General features: G+C 73.9%; 13 protein-coding genes and 1 riboswitch. Of the genes, 9 read left to right on the top strand and 4 right to left on the bottom strand.

Annotation, left to right across the window (positions count from 1 at the left end; translation table 11 throughout):
- The 5 genes from MPTA5024_RS27395 to MPTA5024_RS27375 form a co-directional block, all read left to right on the top strand.
- Positions 1 to 1,434 (top strand): cobalamin ABC transporter substrate-binding protein (locus MPTA5024_RS27395; protein WP_051458751.1); only part of this gene is annotated, 1,434 nt, incomplete at its 5' end.
- Between the two features lie 124 nt (positions 1,435 to 1,558).
- Entirely contained in the window at positions 1,559 to 2,509 is a 951-nt protein-coding gene (locus MPTA5024_RS27390) for a tripartite tricarboxylate transporter substrate-binding protein (protein WP_084370057.1), read from the top strand.
- A 71-nt stretch (positions 2,510 to 2,580) separates the two neighbouring features.
- A riboswitch (cobalamin riboswitch) is annotated at positions 2,581 to 2,792 on the top strand.
- A 132-nt stretch (positions 2,793 to 2,924) separates the two neighbouring features.
- Complete coding sequence (locus MPTA5024_RS27385) at positions 2,925 to 5,132, top strand: ribonucleoside-diphosphate reductase subunit alpha (protein ID WP_198167426.1); 2,208 nt, start codon at positions 2,925 to 2,927, stop codon at positions 5,130 to 5,132.
- Positions 5,129 to 6,136, top strand: coding sequence for a ribonucleotide-diphosphate reductase subunit beta (locus MPTA5024_RS27380; protein WP_232326662.1), 1,008 nt, complete (start codon positions 5,129 to 5,131; stop codon positions 6,134 to 6,136). Before MPTA5024_RS27385 ends, MPTA5024_RS27380 begins: the two co-directional genes overlap by 4 nt.
- 56 nt (positions 6,137 to 6,192) lie before the next feature.
- Positions 6,193 to 7,245: a mechanosensitive ion channel family protein gene (locus MPTA5024_RS27375; protein ID WP_084370056.1), complete on the top strand. Its 1,053-nt coding sequence runs from the start codon at positions 6,193 to 6,195 to the stop codon at positions 7,243 to 7,245.
- Positions 7,246 to 7,257: 12 nt separating this feature from the next.
- On the opposite strand, the gene MPTA5024_RS27370 is transcribed toward MPTA5024_RS27375, so the two are convergent.
- A complete protein-coding gene (locus tag MPTA5024_RS27370; RefSeq protein ID WP_036329908.1) occupies positions 7,258 to 8,838 on the bottom strand; it encodes a hypothetical protein in 1,581 nt (526 codons plus the stop codon).
- Between the two features lie 44 nt (positions 8,839 to 8,882).
- Positions 8,883 to 10,142 (bottom strand): DUF5685 family protein, encoded by a 1,260-nt coding sequence (locus tag MPTA5024_RS27365; RefSeq protein WP_036329906.1) that lies wholly within the window; start codon positions 10,140 to 10,142, stop codon positions 8,883 to 8,885.
- Between the two features lie 111 nt (positions 10,143 to 10,253).
- Here MPTA5024_RS27365 and MPTA5024_RS27360 point away from each other — a divergent pair, with 111 nt between their 5' ends.
- Together MPTA5024_RS27360 and MPTA5024_RS27355 are read left to right on the top strand one after the other, a co-directional pair.
- Positions 10,254 to 11,018, top strand: coding sequence for an enoyl-CoA hydratase/isomerase family protein (locus MPTA5024_RS27360; protein ID WP_036329904.1), 765 nt, complete (start codon positions 10,254 to 10,256; stop codon positions 11,016 to 11,018).
- Positions 11,019 to 11,062: 44 nt separating this feature from the next.
- Positions 11,063 to 11,653 (top strand): Rv1733c family protein, encoded by a 591-nt coding sequence (locus MPTA5024_RS27355; protein WP_051458749.1) that lies wholly within the window; start codon positions 11,063 to 11,065, stop codon positions 11,651 to 11,653.
- 27 nt (positions 11,654 to 11,680) lie between these two features.
- On the opposite strand, the gene glgC is transcribed toward MPTA5024_RS27355, so the two are convergent.
- Positions 11,681 to 12,940: a glucose-1-phosphate adenylyltransferase gene (gene glgC / locus MPTA5024_RS27350; RefSeq protein ID WP_269750633.1), complete on the bottom strand. Its 1,260-nt coding sequence runs from the start codon at positions 12,938 to 12,940 to the stop codon at positions 11,681 to 11,683.
- 61 nt (positions 12,941 to 13,001) lie between these two features.
- Between glgC and glgA the strand changes: the two genes are divergently transcribed.
- Positions 13,002 to 14,183 (top strand): glycogen synthase, encoded by a 1,182-nt coding sequence (gene glgA / locus MPTA5024_RS27345; RefSeq protein ID WP_036329900.1) that lies wholly within the window; start codon positions 13,002 to 13,004, stop codon positions 14,181 to 14,183.
- A gap of 62 nt (positions 14,184 to 14,245) precedes the next feature.
- Here glgA and MPTA5024_RS27340 read toward each other — a convergent pair whose 3' ends face one another.
- Positions 14,246 to 15,346, bottom strand: a complete 1,101-nt coding sequence (locus tag MPTA5024_RS27340) for an alcohol dehydrogenase catalytic domain-containing protein (protein WP_036329898.1) — start codon at positions 15,344 to 15,346, stop codon at positions 14,246 to 14,248.
- 116 nt (positions 15,347 to 15,462) lie between these two features.
- Between MPTA5024_RS27340 and pgeF the strand changes: the two genes are divergently transcribed.
- On the top strand, positions 15,463 to 16,149 hold the full coding sequence (gene pgeF / locus MPTA5024_RS27335; protein WP_036330798.1) for a peptidoglycan editing factor PgeF: 687 nt from the start codon (positions 15,463 to 15,465) through the stop codon (positions 16,147 to 16,149).
- Positions 16,150 to 16,164: the final 15 nt, after the last annotated feature.

Below are 16,164 nucleotides of genomic sequence, written 5' to 3'. Positions count from 1 at the left end.
CCCGCCTCCGGCGCCGCGGACACGGCCGCCGTCGCGGAGGCGGCGATCGGTGGCGCGGGCGCGGAGGAGATGTCGGCCGTGCGGGGCACGCGTGGGAGGCCGTCCTGGGCGGCGTTGCGGGGCGGGAGGGGGGTGCGGCGGCTGGCGCTGCTCGCGGCCCTCCTCGCGGTGCTGGTGTGGGCGACGGCCGGGGCGACGACCTCGCGGTCACCGGCGGCGGACTGGGGTCGCCGGGCGCCGCAGTGGATCTCGGGCCCGAGCTGGGAGCGGGACCCGGCGCCGGTCGACCCGCGGATGTTCGGCGTCACGATCAACTCCAACACCGGGGACATGCCCGCCTTCCAGGTCGGAGCCGTGCGGCTCTGGGACAGCGGCACCCAGTGGGCCGAGGTCGAGCCGCGCCGCGGCGAGTACTCCTGGGCGACGCTCGACCGCCTCGTGGCGGGCGCGGGCCGGGCCGGGCTGCCCGCGATGTACGTCTTCGGCGCCCCGCCCTCCTGGGCCGCACCCACGGCGCCCCTCGGGCCGTACGACGACATGGCCCGCGCCGCCGCCCCCGACGACCTGAACGACTGGGACGACTTCGTCCGGGCCGTGGTGACGCGCTACCGCGGCAGGATCGAGGCCTACGAGCTGTGGGTGCTGGCCAACGACCCGCGGTTCTACAACGGCCGCGTCGAGACCCTCGTGGAGATGGCCCGCAGGGCGAGCGGCGTCATCCGCGCGGCCGACCCCCGCGCCCTCGTGGTCTGCCCCGGCATGGGCCGGCTGTGGATCCCCTCGGCGGTGGAGGTGATGCGCCGGTTCGCCGCCGCCGGGGGCTACCGCTACTGCGACGCCGCGGGCGTCAAGCTGTACCAGCGCCGCGCCTCCGATCCGCCGGAGACGATGCTGGACATCCTCAGGGTGGCCGACCGCACGCTGCACGAGGCCGGCGTCCACCCGCCGCTGTGGAACACCGGCACCACCTACGACATCCCCCTCCAGGGCTCGCTCGACGATCAGGCCGCCGTCGAGCACGCCGTGCGGTTCTACCTGGTCGGGCTGTACGGCACCGACGACAACCTGCGCCGCATGTACTTCTACAACTGGGGCGGCACGAAGATCCCGGTCGTCCTGCAGGCCGTGGGCGGCGCCCCGACCCGGGCGGCCCTGGCCGTGGAGCGCCTCCAGCGCTGGCTGTCCCACGCCCGCCTGCGGGCCTGCGGGCGCGGCCTGGCCATCGGCCTGCCGGAGAACGTGTGGCAGTGCGCGTTCCTCCTCGACGGCCCGGGCGGCGCGCGCCCGGCCGTCGTCCGCTGGACCCACGCCGGGACCGCCGACACGGTCGCGCCCCCCGGCGCCTCCGGCGTCGAGAGGCTGGACGGCACGCGCACCCCGGTCCGTCCCGGCGACACCGTCCGTGTGACGGGGGAGCCCGTGCTCATCCGCTGACATCGCGCCGGCGCACGGCCGCACGGCACATCCCTTACGCCCGTATCGCCCCGATATGTAGTCACAATGCGTGATTCGTCATATTCTGTGCGTGCAAGGGACTCTTCGGGGGGAGGGTGCCGACATGCGACGCCGTACGGTGCTCGCCTTAGGGGTGCTGGCCCTGGCGGCGGGTTGCGGAACCCAGGCCCCGCCGTACCAGAGCGAGATCTCCTTGGTGGTGCCGGGATCGTCGGGCGGGTGGGGGGACAGCGTCGCCGGGGAGTTGCGGACCCTGATCGAGGGCCGCCGGTGGGCCCGGACGGTGCGCGTCGCGGGGAGGGGCGGGGAGGGCGCGGCGGCCGTCGCGCGCTTCGTCTCCGCGGGCCGCCGGACCGACCTGCTGGTCACCGACCCCGCGCTGCTCGCAGCCGCCGCGATGAGCGGAGCGCGCCCGCTCCTCGGCCGCACGGCGCCGCTGGCGCGGCTCGTGGGGGAGTGGGAGGTGCTGGTGACCTCGCCCGACTCGCCGTACCGCGGCTTCGACCGGCTCGCGGCCGCCCTGGTCAAGGACCCCTCGGCGGTGCCGCTCGCGGGCGGGCCCTCCGGCGGGGCCGACCACCTCCTCGCCGGGATGGTGGCCCTCGGCCTCGGGGCCGACGTGCGCCTGCTCGGTTACACGGCGTTCGACGACCGGCGGCAGGCCGTGGCGGCGGTCCTCGACGGGCGGGTGCCGCTGGCGTTCGGCACCCCGCGCGACGTGGCGGACCACGTCCGGGCCGGCCGGTTGCGGCCGCTCGCCGTGTCGTCCTCCGAGCGCCTCGACGGCCTGGACGCGCCCACGCTGAGTGAGTCGGGCGTGCGGGCCGTGTACGCCGACTGGGCCGGCCTCGTCGCCCCCGCCGCGCTCACAGGTGGGGCGCGGGACGCGCTGCTCGACCTGTGCGCCGCGGTCGCGGGGTCGGCCGGGTGGCAGGGCTGCTGCGGCCGCAACGGCTGGGCGCCCATGTACCTGGCCGGCGACGACTTCGGCCGCTGGCTGTCGGACGAGGTGCGCCGGACGTCGCAGGTCCTCGACGCGCTCGGCCTGCGCTGAAGATCCTACCTCCCCGTGGGGCCGGAAACCACAACCTGTAGGGGTGGTTGCGCGGACGGGCACAAGATGTAGGATCCACTTCCGTCGCTGGTTCGCCCCCAGGGGTGAGGCAAGAGGGAACCCGGTGGAAGTCCGGGACTGCCCCGCAGCGGTGAGCGGGAACGACCGCCGTCATACGAGCACTGGGCGCGACGGCGCCTGGGAAGCGACGGCCAGTAGGACCGGCGGGCCCCGGCCCGCCGCGCCCGCGAGTCCGAAGACCTGCCGGCGACGCGCGTGGGCCCGACGCCCGCGCGCTGGTCCGCCGGCTCCCGAGGGAGGGCCCGCCGACGCCGCGCCGGGCGTGCCCCCGCGTGCGCCGAGGCATGCCCTCCTCACGGCTCCGGACGGTCTTCGAGCTCGCGAGGAGACACACGTGACACAGACGAACGGGGCGACGCTCGCCCGCCCGCAGGCCGGGCCGGCCGCCGCCTGGCAGGCGATCGAGGAGGCGGCGGCGGGGGTCGTCGCCGACCCGGAGAACTCGAAGGCGGCCGCCCGCCTGCTGAGCGGCCTGATCGCGGACGAGACGGCCCGGCACGGCGTGCGGTCGTTCTCCGAGTCCGTGGCCGCGGCCCACGCCGAGGGGCTGCTCGACGACGGCCTGGCCGCGTTCGTGGCGGCCGAGGCCGCCGCCCTCGACGCGCTCGTCGACGAGGCCGCCGACGACCGGTTCGAGTACTTCGGCCTGCGCACCGTCTACGACCGCTACCTGCTGCGTCACCCCGTCACCCGGGACGTGCTGGAGCGCCCGCAGCACTTCCTCCTGCGGGTGGCCTGCGGCCTGTCGTCGTCGGCCGGCGAGGCGGCCGAGCTGTACCGGCTCATGTCGTCCCTGGCGTACCTGCCCAGCTCGCCGACGCTGTTCAACTCCGGCACCCGCCGCCCGCAGCTGTCGTCGTGCTTCCTGCTCGACTCGCCCCGCGACGAGCTGGAGGGCATCTACGAGCGGTACGGCCAGGTGGCCCGGCTGTCGAAGTACGCCGGCGGCATCGGCGTGTCCTGGACCCGCGTCCGGTCCCGGGGGTCGCTCATCCGGGGCACGAACGGCCTGTCCAACGGCATCGTCCCGTGGCTGCGCACCCTCGACGCCTCGGTGGCCGCCGTCAACCAGGGCGGCCGGCGCAAGGGCGCGGCCTGCGTGTACCTGGAGACGTGGCACGCCGACGTCGAGGAGTTCCTGGAGCTGCGCGACAACACCGGTGAGGACGCCCGCCGCACCCACAACCTGAACCTCGCCAACTGGGTGCCGGACGAGTTCATGCGCCGCGTCGAGGCCGACGGTACGTGGTCGCTGTTCGACCCGAAGGAGGCCCCCGAGCTGACCGACCTGTGGGGTGAGGCGTTCGACGCCCGCTACCGGGAGCTGGAGGCGGCCGGGCGGTATGTCCGGCAGGTCCCGGCCCGCGCCCTGTACGCCCGGATGATGCGCACCCTCGCCCAGACCGGGAACGGCTGGATGACCTTCAAGGACGCGGCCAACCGCACCTCCAACCAGACGGCGCTGGACCGCAACGTCATCCACCTGTCCAACCTCTGCACCGAGATCCTCGAGGTCACGAGCGACGCCGAGACGGCCGTCTGCAACCTCGGCTCGGTCAACCTCGCCGCGCACGTCACCGCCGAGGGCGTCGATTGGGCGCGGCTGCGGGCCACCGTCCGCACCGCCGTCCGGTTCCTCGACCGGACCATCGATCTCGGCTACTACCCCACCCCCGAGGCGGAGGCGGCCAACCTCCGGTGGCGGCCGATCGGCCTCGGCGTCATGGGCCTGGCCGACGTCTTCTTCACGCTGCGGCTGCCGTTCGACGCGCCGGAGGCGCTGGCGCTGTCCACCCGCATCGCCGAGGAGATCGCGCTCGCGGCGTACGGCGCCTCCGCCGACCTCGCCGCCGAGCGCGGGCGGCACCCGTCGTACGGCGAGACCCGCGCGGCGCGCGGCGTGCTGCACCTCGACCACTACCCGGCCTCCCCGGTCCACCCCGAGGAGTGGGCGGAGCTGCGGCTGCGGATCGAGGCGACCGGGCTGCGCAACTCCCTCATGGTCGCCGTCGCGCCGACCGCGACGATCGCCTCCATCGCCGGCTGCCACGAGTGCGTCGAGCCGCAGGTGTCCAACGTGTTCAAGCGGGAGACCCTGTCCGGGGAGTTCCTCCAGGTCAACCGGTACCTGGTCCGCGACCTGCGCAGGCTCGGGCTGTGGACCCGGGAGACCCGCGACGCGATCAAGACGGCCGACGGCTCGGTGCAGGGGCTGCCCGGCCTGCCGGACGACCTCAAGGCGCTCTACCGGACGGCCTGGGAGCTGCCCCAGAAGGCGCTGATCGACCTCGCCGCCGCCCGGCAGCCGTACGTCGACCAGGGCCAGTCGCTCAACCTCTTCATGGCGGCGCCCACCATCGGCAAGCTGTCGTCGATGTACGCCTACGCCTGGCGGTCGGGCCTCAAGACCACCTACTACCTGCGGTCCCGCCCCGCCACGCGGATCGCCCAGACAACCGTCCCCGCCGTACGGCCGGAGGCGGCGGCCGAGGCCGTCGCCTGCTCCCTTGAGAACCCCGAGATCTGCGAGGCCTGCCAGTGACCGAGACCATGCTCCTCGACCCCGGGATGGACCTGACCCTCCGGCCGATGCGGTACCCGGGGTTCTACGAGAGGTACCGCGCGGCCATCAGGAACACCTGGACGGTCGAGGAGGTCGACCTCCAGTCGGACCTGGCCGACCTCGCGCGGCTCGGCCCGGGGGAGCGCCACCTCATCAACCGGCTCGTCGCGTTCTTCGCGACCGGCGACTCGATCGTGGCCAACAACCTCGTGCTGAACCTGTACCAGCACGTCAACGCGCCCGAGGCGCGGCTCTACCTCAGCAGGCAGCTGTTCGAGGAGGCCGTGCACGTGCAGTTCTACCTGACGCTGCTGGACACCTACCTGCCCGACCACGACGAGCGGGTCCGGGCGTTCGCCGCTGTGGAGCACATCCCCTCGATCCGGGACAAGGCCGAGTTCTGCTTCCGCTGGATCGACTCGATCAAGGGGCTGTCGCGGCTGGAGACCCGGGAGGACCGGCGGCGCTTCCTGCTCAACCTCATCTGCTTCGCCGCCTGCATCGAGGGCCTGTTCTTCTACGGCGCCTTCGCCTACGTCTACTGGTTCCGCTCCCGCGGGCTGCTGGGCGGGCTCGCGACCGGCACCAACTGGGTGTTCCGCGACGAGTCGATGCACATGGAGTTCGCGTTCGACGTGGTCGACACCGTCCGCCGCGAGGAGCCCGGCCTGTTCGACGAGGAGCTGGCGGCCCAGGTCGTGCGCATGATGGAGGAGGCCGTGGCCGCCGAGCTCGCCTTCGCCCTGGACCTGTGCGGCGACGGCCTCGGCGGCATGACCGCGGAGCGGATGCGGGCCTACCTGGAGTACGTCGCCGACCGCCGGCTCGCCCGCCTCGGCCTGCCCGCCCGGTACGGCACCGCCAACCCGTTCGCCTTCATGGAGTTCCAGGACGTCCAGGAGCTGGCGAACTTCTTCGAGCGCAGGGTCTCGGCGTACCAGGTGGCCGTGGAGGGCGACGTGCGGCTCGACGAGTCGTTCTGAGGACGCCGGCCCTCTCGTCCGTTATGGGGCTTCCATAAACGGGCAAAGGGCTCCTCATGACGACGAAAGGGGGCGCCGTCCTGTCGGCCGCGTGGAACTGGGCAACGCTGGGGACCGCCGTGGTGGCCGCCATCACGGCGGTGGAGCTGCTGCGGCGGGTGCTGAACTCGCGGCTCATCGGGGAGAGATGGGCCCTCGCCGGGCCCGTGGTGCGCCGGTGCACCTGGCCGGGGTTCGCCACGGCGGTCGTGGCCACGGCCAACGCCGTCTACACCCCCGACATGTCGGTGGCGTCGACGCAGAACCTCATCCGGCAGATGTTCACGCTGCTGCTGATCGGCTGCGTGACGTGGCTCGTCATCCAGGCCGCGTACGCGGTGACCGACGTGGTGCTCGACCGCCTCACCCGCGTGGAGGGGGAGCGCAACCGCCGGGCGCGGCGGATCCGCACCCAGATCACGCTGGTCCGCCGCGTCTCAGCGGCCGTCGTCGTGCTGGTCGCGCTGGGGGCGATGCTGTTCACCTTCCCGCAGGTGCGGGCGCTCGGGGCGGGGCTGCTCGCCTCCGCCGGAATCGCGGGCGTGGTGGCCGGCGTCGCCGCCCAGTCCACGCTGGGCAACCTGCTGGCAGGGCTCCAGCTGGCCTTCAGCGACGCGCTGCGGCTCGACGACGTCGTGGTGGTGGAGGACGAGTGGGGCCGCATCGAGGAGTTGACGCTCACGTACGTGGCCCTGCGCCTGTGGGACGAGCGGCGGCTCATCCTCCCGGTGTCGTACTTCACCGCGAACCCGTTCGAGAACTGGACGCGCCACGAGAGCCGCATCCTGGGCAGCGTCTACCTGCGGGTCGACTGGGCCGTGCCGGTGGAGGAGCTGCGGGCCGAGCTCTACCGGGCGCTGCGCGACAACCCGCTGTGGGACCAGAAGGACTGGACGCTCCAGGTCACCGACGTCACCCCGGGCGGCCTGGTCGAGCTGCGCGCGCTGATGAGCGCCGCCGACTCGGCCAGCGCGTGGGACCTGCGCTGCGACATCCGGGAGCACCTGGTCCGGTTCGTCCGGGAGAAGTACCCCGAGAGCCTGCCGCGTCTACGGGTGGACCGGGTCTGAGCGGGTGGCGCCTCATTGTGCGCCCGACGCCCGCAGGACGCGGGTGCCGGCCGCGATCAGGGCGGTCGCGAGGATCCAGCCCGCGGCGATCAGGCCGTTCGCCAGCCACTGCGTCCAGCCGACCGGCTCCCAGGCGGCCCGCTGCTCGAACACGCTGACCGGCACGAGCAGGTCGAGCGTGTAGGTGAACGCGTCGAAATGCCGCGACTCGTCCAGCCCGATCTGGTGGGGGCGCCAGTGGGAGAAGACGCTCGTGCCCACCGCCAGCAGCAGGGCCACCCAAACCCCGGCCAGCCAGGGGCGGTAGCCGTACCCGACCAGGACGTCGAGCAGCCCTCCCCACAGCCGCCCGGGCAGGCGCAGCGTCCGCCGGCGGGCCCGCTGCTTGGCCAGCAGCACCCGCCGTCCCTCCGCGTCGTGCCCGATCCTGCGGTAGTACGCCGCGAGCTCCTCGTACGGCTGGGGGCGGTAGCCGTCGGGGTCGCGGCGCAGCCACGACAGCCGCTCGGCCACCGGGGCGGGCCCCCGCAGCGAGGCGTAGGTCAGGCCGTTGAGGTGCACGTGCCCGGGGTAGGCGCCGATCCGGTCGAACAGCACGCCGATCCGCGAGTAGCCGAGGTTCACCTCCCCCTCGATCGAGGACCACAGGAGGATCAGCTCCTCGACCCGCATGTGGCTCAGGTGCAGCGCGCGGTCGGGGGCCGTCAGGACGGCCTCATCGAACGACAGCACCCCCGAGATCCGGGCTCCCCGCAGGCGCACCGTGCCGTGGGCGGTGAAACCGTCGCTGAACTCGGCGGCGGTGGCCTCCATGTGGTCCGCCTGGACGGCGTGGGTCCCCGCGGAGACGATCACCGCTCGCTGGAGGTGCACGCCGCTGTTGAAGCGGGCGCCCACCAGCCGGAGGCATCCGGTGGCGCGCAGGTCGCGCAGGAAGGCGCCGCCGTCCACGGTCAGTCCGCCCGCCCACATCGCGACCGGACCGCGGCTGCGCGGCTCCCGCCAGTCGTCCGGGGCGTCCGGCCCGGAGGACGGCTGGGCGGGGTCTCCCGCTGATTGCGGGTCGGGCCCCGGCCGCCACGGCACGGAGGTGGTCGGGTTCAGCTGCGCGTGGGTGAGCCGGAACTGCCCGGTGATGTGTGCGTTGTCCAGGTACAGGCCCGACCGGATCGTGGAGCCGTCGAGGTCGAGTAAACCGTCGACGGTGGCCCGGCGCGCCGCGAAGCTGAGGACGTCGCACCCCCTGAGACGGACGCCCCGTGTGCGCGTGTCGTTGAGCGACACCACGCCGGACAGATGGCAGTCGAGCAGGTGGATCTTGGCCTCGATCGTGGCGTCCGACAGGTTGAGGTCGCCGGCGATCCGGGCGCCGGCGAGGCGGACGCCCGCCACGCGCCCCGGCTCGTCGTCCCGCAGGCCCAGCAGAAGGGCGGCGATCACCTCGGCCCGTACGGTCCGGGCCCGGCCCCAGGACGCGCCCTCGGCCGGGTCGTCGCCCTCCTCGCGCAGGTCGACCCAGGCCCCGCTGGGGTAGGCCGCCCAGAGGCTCCGCTCGGCGGGGGTGAGCCATCGGAAAGGGCGTGATCTTCCCACGGGGGGACCCTACCGCCGCCCCCGCGCCGCCCGGCCGGAGGTCCTCAGCAGTCGCAGGAGCAGCAGTCGCAATCGCAGTCGCAGCAGCAGCCGTCGCAGTCGCAGTCGCACGAGCAGCACTCGAAGCACCCGGAGCAGTCCGCGCACCCCGAGCAGTCGCAGCCGTCGAGGCAGCACCGCTCGGTCCACGGCGACCGGCGCTCCGGGCTCCACGGTGGCCGGTAGACGCCGCAGGTCAGGAACGTGAGGCCGCCCGCCAGCACCTTCAGCGGCGCCCCCGGCCCGTCGCCGCCCCCCGGCCCGTACGGATCCGGCCCGTACGGATCCGGCCCGTACGGATCCGGCCCGTACGGATCCGGCTCGTACGGATCCGGCTCGTAGGGGCCGGGGCCGAACGGATCACGCGCGTGGGCGTCGTGGGAACACGCCCGGCGCGGGCCCGAACCGCGCCGCGCCCCGGGGAAGGCCCGGCGCACGGCCCTGCGGGTCTCGTCCCGCAGGAGCGACTCGACCAGATGCCGGTCGTCCAGGTCCAGGTCCCGTACGGCCAGGGCGAGGCCGTGCGCCGAGTCCTCGCACAGGCGCCGGGCCTCCTCGACGGAGGCGCCGGTGGCGGCGAGCGGGTTGTAGGCGCCCCGCGCCCGGTCGTCGGCCAGGTCCTCCACCGCGTCGACGAGGTGCGCGATCCTGCCGAAGTGGCGCCCGGCCTCCCGCAGCGCCTCGGCGTTGCCGGGGCGGCCGGCCAGCACCGCGGTGTGCGCGAAGGCGGCGGCCACGGCCGACTCGGTGGGCTCGGTGAGCTCCAGGAGCGTCCGGCCGGGGGAGGCCTCCAGCAGGGCCTGGCGGCCGGCGGCCTCGGTCAGGGCCGCCGCGTCGAACCCGATCGACCGCGCGCCGCGCTCGGCCGCCGCGGCCCACGAGGCGGCGAGACCGCGGACGGGGGCGCCGGCGAACCGCCGCGCGGCGACGCCGTCCCCGTCGGCCGCGTGGTCGCGGATCTTCCCGGCGGCCAGCGCGAGCGACACCACGGCCGCCAGGCGGGCGCCCCCGGCCCGGGACGGGACCACCTCGGCCGTCCGCAGGCCGCGCAGCGCGCAGGGACCGGCCGTCCTCCGCTCGGGGGCGCCGGGGCGCTGCGCCTCGGTGAGCACGGACAGGATCAGGCCGTCGTAGTTGGTCGCGGCCCTGGCCGCCTGCCCGTGCCGGTCGCGCAGGGTCAGGCAGAGCCCGCACAGGTGGGCCCGCCAGGCCTGGGCCACCGAGGGGCAGGAGTGGTGGGCACACGGCCGGAGGATCCCGAACACCGCGCCGTCCTTGGGGGTCGTACGAACGGGATCATCCCGGTTCGCCGCGATTATGCCATCACCCGAGGGCCCTGGGTCGCCGCCCGGCACGGCCGTCTGGACAATCGAGGGGTGAAAGTCACCGGCGAGTTCGCGCTCGTGATCGACGATCACGTCGCCACGCTGACCCTCAACCGTCCCGAGAAGCGCAACGCCCTCACGGCGGCCATGTGGCGGGCGCTGCCGGACATCCTGGCGGGGCTCGCCGCCGACCCCGCCGTACGGGTCCTGGTCCTCACCGGAGCCGGCGGGACTTTCTCCGCCGGTGCCGATATTTCAGAAATTGAGGGGCTTAGTGAGAACGGTGATGACACCGGACTCACGGTCGCCGCAGAGCGGGCCCTGATCGGCTTTCCGAAACCCGTCATCGCGGCCGTAGAGGGCTACTGCGTGGGCGGCGGCTGCCAGCTCGCCCTCGCCTGCGATCTCCGGCTCGCGTCGTCCGGCGCCCGCTTCGGGATCACACCGGCGAAGCTCGGCCTCGTCTACCCGATCAGCTCCACGCGGCGGCTCGCCGCGCTCGTCGGCCCGGCCACGGCGAAGTTGCTGATCTTCACCGCTGAGCTCGTCGACGCAGGTCAGGCCCTCCGCGTGGGCCTCGTGGACGAGGTGCTCGCGCCCGAGGAACTGCACCCGCGGGTGTACGGCCTGGCCGCCGTCATCGCCTCCCGGTCCCGGCTGACCCTCGCCGCCGCGAAGGAGATCGTCGACGGCCGCGCGGACGAGGCGGCCTTCCTCGCCTGGCAGCGCGAGGCCCGGCTCAGCGGCGAAATGGCCGAAGGTGTGGCGGCTTTCCGGGAGGGGCGTTCCCCTCGATTCTCTTGGGATGCAAAATAGGCATAAACGGGACTCGCAGTGGTAATGACCCTGTGAGGTGTGACATGTCGCAGAATCCATTCGCCAGGCTCGCGCGTTGGCTGGGCCTCGACAGGAATCCGCTTCGGCGCCGGTGCGACCGGGTCGAGGCGGCCGTCAGGCTGTCCGCGGTCCTGGGCGTCCTCGCGGCCGTCGTGCTCGGCATCATGCTCGGGCTGCGCGAGTACGGCCTCGGGCTCAAGGAGGAGGCCCGGCAGGCCCAGACCCGTCACCCGGTGAACGCGACGCTGGTCGAGGACGTCACCACGCCCCGCCTGTCGGCGGCCGGAGCGGCGGTCGGGCACGCGCAGGCCCGCTGGACCGCGCCGGACGGCACGGTGAGGGCGGGGACGATCGACGCCTCGCCGAGCAAGCACGCGGGCGACGTCGTCGCCATCTGGACCGACCCGCACGGGACCGTCACGCCACGGCCGCAGGACAGGGAGACGACCGTCGTCGCCGCCCTGACCGTGGGCACCGGGGTTCCGCTGGCCGCGTCGGCGTTCCTGGCGATGGTGGTGCTCAGCACGCGCGCCGTCAACCAGCGCCGGGCCCGCCGGGTGTGGGAGGCCCAGTGGACCGTGGTCGAGCCGATGTGGCGGATCAACGGCCGCTGACCCGGGCCGCGAGGCCCGGGAACGGGGTCAGCGCTCGATGATCTCGTTCTTGCCGATCACCACCACGCCGCTGCGGGTGACCGCGAAGCGCTGACGGTCGTACTCGAGGTCGAACCCGATGCGGGCGCCGTCCGGGATCACCACGTTCTTGTCGATGATCGCGCGCCGCACGATCGCGCCCCTGCCGACCTTGACGCAGCCCATCAGCACCGAGTCCTCGACGTGGGAGTGCGAGTGCAGCACCACGCCGGGGGACAGGATCGAGCGCAGGGCCGTCCCGCCGGAGACGATCACGCCGGGCGACACCAGTGACTCCAGGGCCTGGCCGACCCGGTCGCCGTCGTTGTGCACGAACTTGGCCGGCGGCAGCGGGTCGTTCCCGGTGTAGATCGGCCACCGGTCGTTGTACAGGTTGAAGACCGGGTGGACCGAGATGAGGTCCATGTTGGCCTCGTAGTAGGCGTCGAGGGTCCCGACGTCCCGCCAGTAGCCGCGGTCGCGCTCGGTCGAGCCGGGCACCACGTTGTGCGCGAAGTCGTACACCTCGGCGCCGCCGCTCTTCACGAACATCGGGATGATGTTGCCGCCGAGGTCGTGCTTGCTGGCGGGGTCGAGGGCGTCCTCGCGCAGCGCCTCGATCAGCGTCTGCGTCTTGAAGACGTAGTTGCCCATCGAGGCGAAGATCTGGTCGGGCGCGTCGGCCAGGCCCACCGCGTCCTTCGGCTTCTCTCGGAAGGCCACGATCCGCCGGCCGGCCGGGTCGGTCTCGATCACGCCGAACTGGTCGGCCAGTTCGAGCGGCTGCCGGATCGCCGCCACCGTGACGTCGGCCCCGGAGTCGATGTGCTGGTCCACCATCTGCCGCGGGTCCATGCGGTAGATGTGGTCCGCGCCGAAGACGATCACATGGTCCGGGAGCTCGTCGTAGATCAGGTTGAGGTTCTGGAACAGCGCGTCCGCCGACCCGGAGAACCAGTGCGGCCCGAGCCGCTGCTGGGCGGGGACGGGCGTGACGTAGTTGCCCAGCATGGACGACAGCCGCCAGGTGCGGGAGATGTGCCGGTCGAGGCTGTGGTTCTTGTACTGCGTCAGCACGACGATCTGCAGGTAGTTGGCGTTCGCCAGGTTGGACAGAACGAAGTCGATGAGCCGGTAGATGCCCCCGAACGGGACGGCGGGCTTGGCCCGGTCCGCGGTCAGCGGCATGAGCCGCTTCCCCTCACCACCTGCGAGCACGATCGCCAGGACCTTCATAGGCAGGACCTTAACCTGCCAAACCGCTAACAAACACCCGTGACACCGCCAAACAGGACCCGCGTGTCCCGTGAGATGACTCTAAGCTCCTCATATGCGCGTCGATCTGCTCAGTCGTGAGTATCCGCCGGAGGTGTACGGCGGCGCCGGAGTCCATGTGGAGTACCTCGCGCGGGAGCTGCGCGGGCTGGCCGACGTGCGGGTCCGGTGCTTCGGCGGCCCGCGGGAGGAGCCCGGGGTGTCGGCCTACCGCGTCCCCGGCGGCCTGGCCGACGCCAACGCGGCGCTCCAGGTGCTGGGCGTCGACCTGGAGATGGCGGCCGGGTGCGAGGGCGCCGACGTCGTGCACAGCCACACCTGGTACGCCAACTTTGCCGGCCACGTGGCCAAGATGCTCTACGGCGTGCCGCACGTCGTGACCACGCACAGCCTGGAGCCCCTGCGGCCGTGGAAGGCCGAGCAGCTCGGCGGCGGCTACACGCTCTCGTCCTGGGCCGAGCGGACCGCCCTCCAGTCGGCCGACGCCGTCATCGCGGTGTCCGAGGGGATGCGGCGCGACGTGCTCACCGCCTACCCCGAGGTCTCGCCGGACCGCGTCCGGGTGATCCACAACGGCATCGACACCGGGGAGTACGCCCCCTCGCACGGCACCGAGGCCCTGAAGCGGCACGGCATCGACCCGGAGCGCCCGTACGTGGTCTTCGTCGGCCGCATCACCCGGCAGAAGGGCTTGGTGCACCTCCTCCACGCGGCCCGGTCGTTCGACCCGGGCGCCCAGCTCGTGCTCTGCGCCGGCGCGCCGGACACGCCCGAGATCGCCGCGGAGGTGACCGCCCTCGTCCGGGAGCTGTCCGCGAGCCGGGAGGGGGTCGTCTGGATCTCGGAGATGCTGCCGAGGCCCGAGGTGATCCAGATCCTCACCCACGCCACCGTCTTCGTGTGCCCGTCGGTGTACGAGCCCATGGGCATCGTCAATCTGGAGGCCATGGCCTGCGAGACCGCCGTCGTGGCCACCGCGACCGGCGGCATCCCCGAGGTCGTCGCCGACGGCTCGACCGGCCTGCTCGTCCCGATCGACCAGGGCCCGGACGGCGAGCCGCACGACCCTGAGGCCTTCGCGGCCGCGCTGGCCGAGCGGGTCGGGACGGTGCTCGCCGACCCCGGCCTCGCCGCCGCCATGGGGAAGGCCGGACGCCGGCGGGCGATCGACCACTTCTCCTGGCAGCGGATCGCCGAGCGCACCCACGAGCTCTACGCGAGCCTGACGCGCGGCTGATCCCCGATCCGCCGTCGCCGGCAGGACGGGGCCTCCCGCGGCCTGGCGGCCGGGCGGCGGGGTCAGGCGGGCCCGCGCGGCGGGCGCCCGGGCGCGATCATGGTGATCCCCGGCGCCGCCGGGGCGGCGCCCATGGCGGCGAGCGCCGCCGGGACGTCCTCCAGGCCGACCGTCCGCGTGACGAGCAGATCGGGGCGCAGCGTCCCGGCCGCGATCATCTCCAGCATCGCCGGGTACGCGTGGGCGGCCATGCCGTGGCTGCCCACGATCTCCAGCTCGTGCGCGATCACCCGTCCCATCGGCAGCGGCGTGTCGCCCGGGAGCAGCCCCACCTGGACGTGCCGGCCCCGCCTGCGCAGGCCGCCGACGGAGGCGACGCAGGTGGCCGCGCTCCCCAGCGCGTCGATCGAGACATGCGCCCCGCCCCCGGTCGCCTCCCGCACGGCCTCGGCCACGTCCCCGGCGCCGGCTGCGTGCCGCACCGTCTCCGCGGCGTCCGCGCCGCCGGACGCGGCCCGCACCTGGACGGCGGCGCCGAGACGGGCGGCCATGTCGAGCGCGGCGGGGGAGACGTCCACGGCCACGACCCGGGCGCCCGCGGCCACCCCGATCATCACGGCCGACAGTCCCACGCCGCCGCAGCCGTGCACGGCCAGCCAGTCGCCGGGGCGCACCCGGCCCTGCGCGACCACGGCGCGGAAGGCGGTCGCGAACCGGCAGCCGAGGCTCGCCGCGGCCGGGAATCCCATGCCGTCCGGGAGCCCGACCAGGTTCACGTCGGCATGGTCGATCGCCACCCGTTCGGCGAACGACCCCCAGTGCGTGAACCCGGGCTGCGTCTGCCGCTCGCAGACCTGCTGGTCACCCGTGACGCACGCACCGCAGCGCCCGCAGGCGGAGACGAACGGCGTCATCACCCGGTCGCCGGGGCGCCAGCCGGTCACCTCCGGCCCCACCGCCTCCACGACACCGGACAGCTCGTGCCCGGGCACGTGGGGGAACGCCGTGATGTCCGGATCGCGGCCCATCCAGCCGTGCCAGTCGCTGCGGCACAGGCCGGTGGCCTCGACCCCGATCACCGCGCCCGCCGGCGGAACGGCCGGATCCGCCACCTCCCGCACCTCGGGCTCCGCCCCGAACGCCTCGTACACCACAGCACGCACCCGTACGCCTCCCTCGGTCCGGGCACCAACCTAGATCCTGCGCGGGCGGGCTTCGGCGGGGAGGGCGGGGCGGGCTTCAGTAGGCTGGGCGGGTGATTGCGATCGACCGCGTCCGCATGGCCTTCACCGACCGGCACGGCGGCGTGAGCGCCGAGCCGTACGGCACCCGCAACCTGGGCGGCGGGGTCGGGGACGACCCGGCGGCGGTCGCGGAGAACCGGGCGAAGACGGCGGCCGAGCTCGGCCTCGACCGGGTCGTGTTCATGCGTCAGGTCCACGGCGCGGACGTCGCCTACGTGACCGAGCCCTTCACGGGGGAGCCGCCCGCCCTCGACGGCGTGCTCACCGACCGGCCCGGGCTGGGGCTCGCGGTGCTGGTGGCCGACTGCGCCCCCGTGCTGGTGGCCGACCCCGTCGCCGGGCTGGTCGGCGGGGCCCACTCCGGACGGCCGGGCACGGAGGCGGGGGTGGCGACGGCCCTGGTGGAGGCGATGGCGGCCCGGGGGGCGGAGCCGTCCCGGATGGTGGCGGCGATCGGCCCGGCCGCGTGCGGGCTCTGCTACGAGGTCCCGGCCGACCTGCGGGACCGGGTGGCGGCCCGGGTCCCCGAGACCCGGTCCACGACACGGCGGGGCACGCCGGCGCTCGACATCAGGGCCGGCATCGAGGCCCAGCTGCGGCGGGCCGGGGTCGCCGACGTCCGGCACGACGCCCGCTGCACGATCGAGACGCCCGGCCTGTACTCGTACCGGCGGGAGGGGCTCACGGGTCGCTTCGCCGGGTACGTCTGGCTCCTGCCGTGACCGCCCACCGTCGCG

Origin of the sequence: Microbispora sp. ATCC PTA-5024, from assembly GCF_000511135.2 — a bacterium.
Taxonomy (GTDB): Bacteria; Actinomycetota; Actinomycetes; order Streptosporangiales; family Streptosporangiaceae; genus Microbispora; species Microbispora corallina.
Note: the sequence above shows the minus strand (reverse complement) of the source record. Positions and strands in the feature narration are given on the sequence as shown.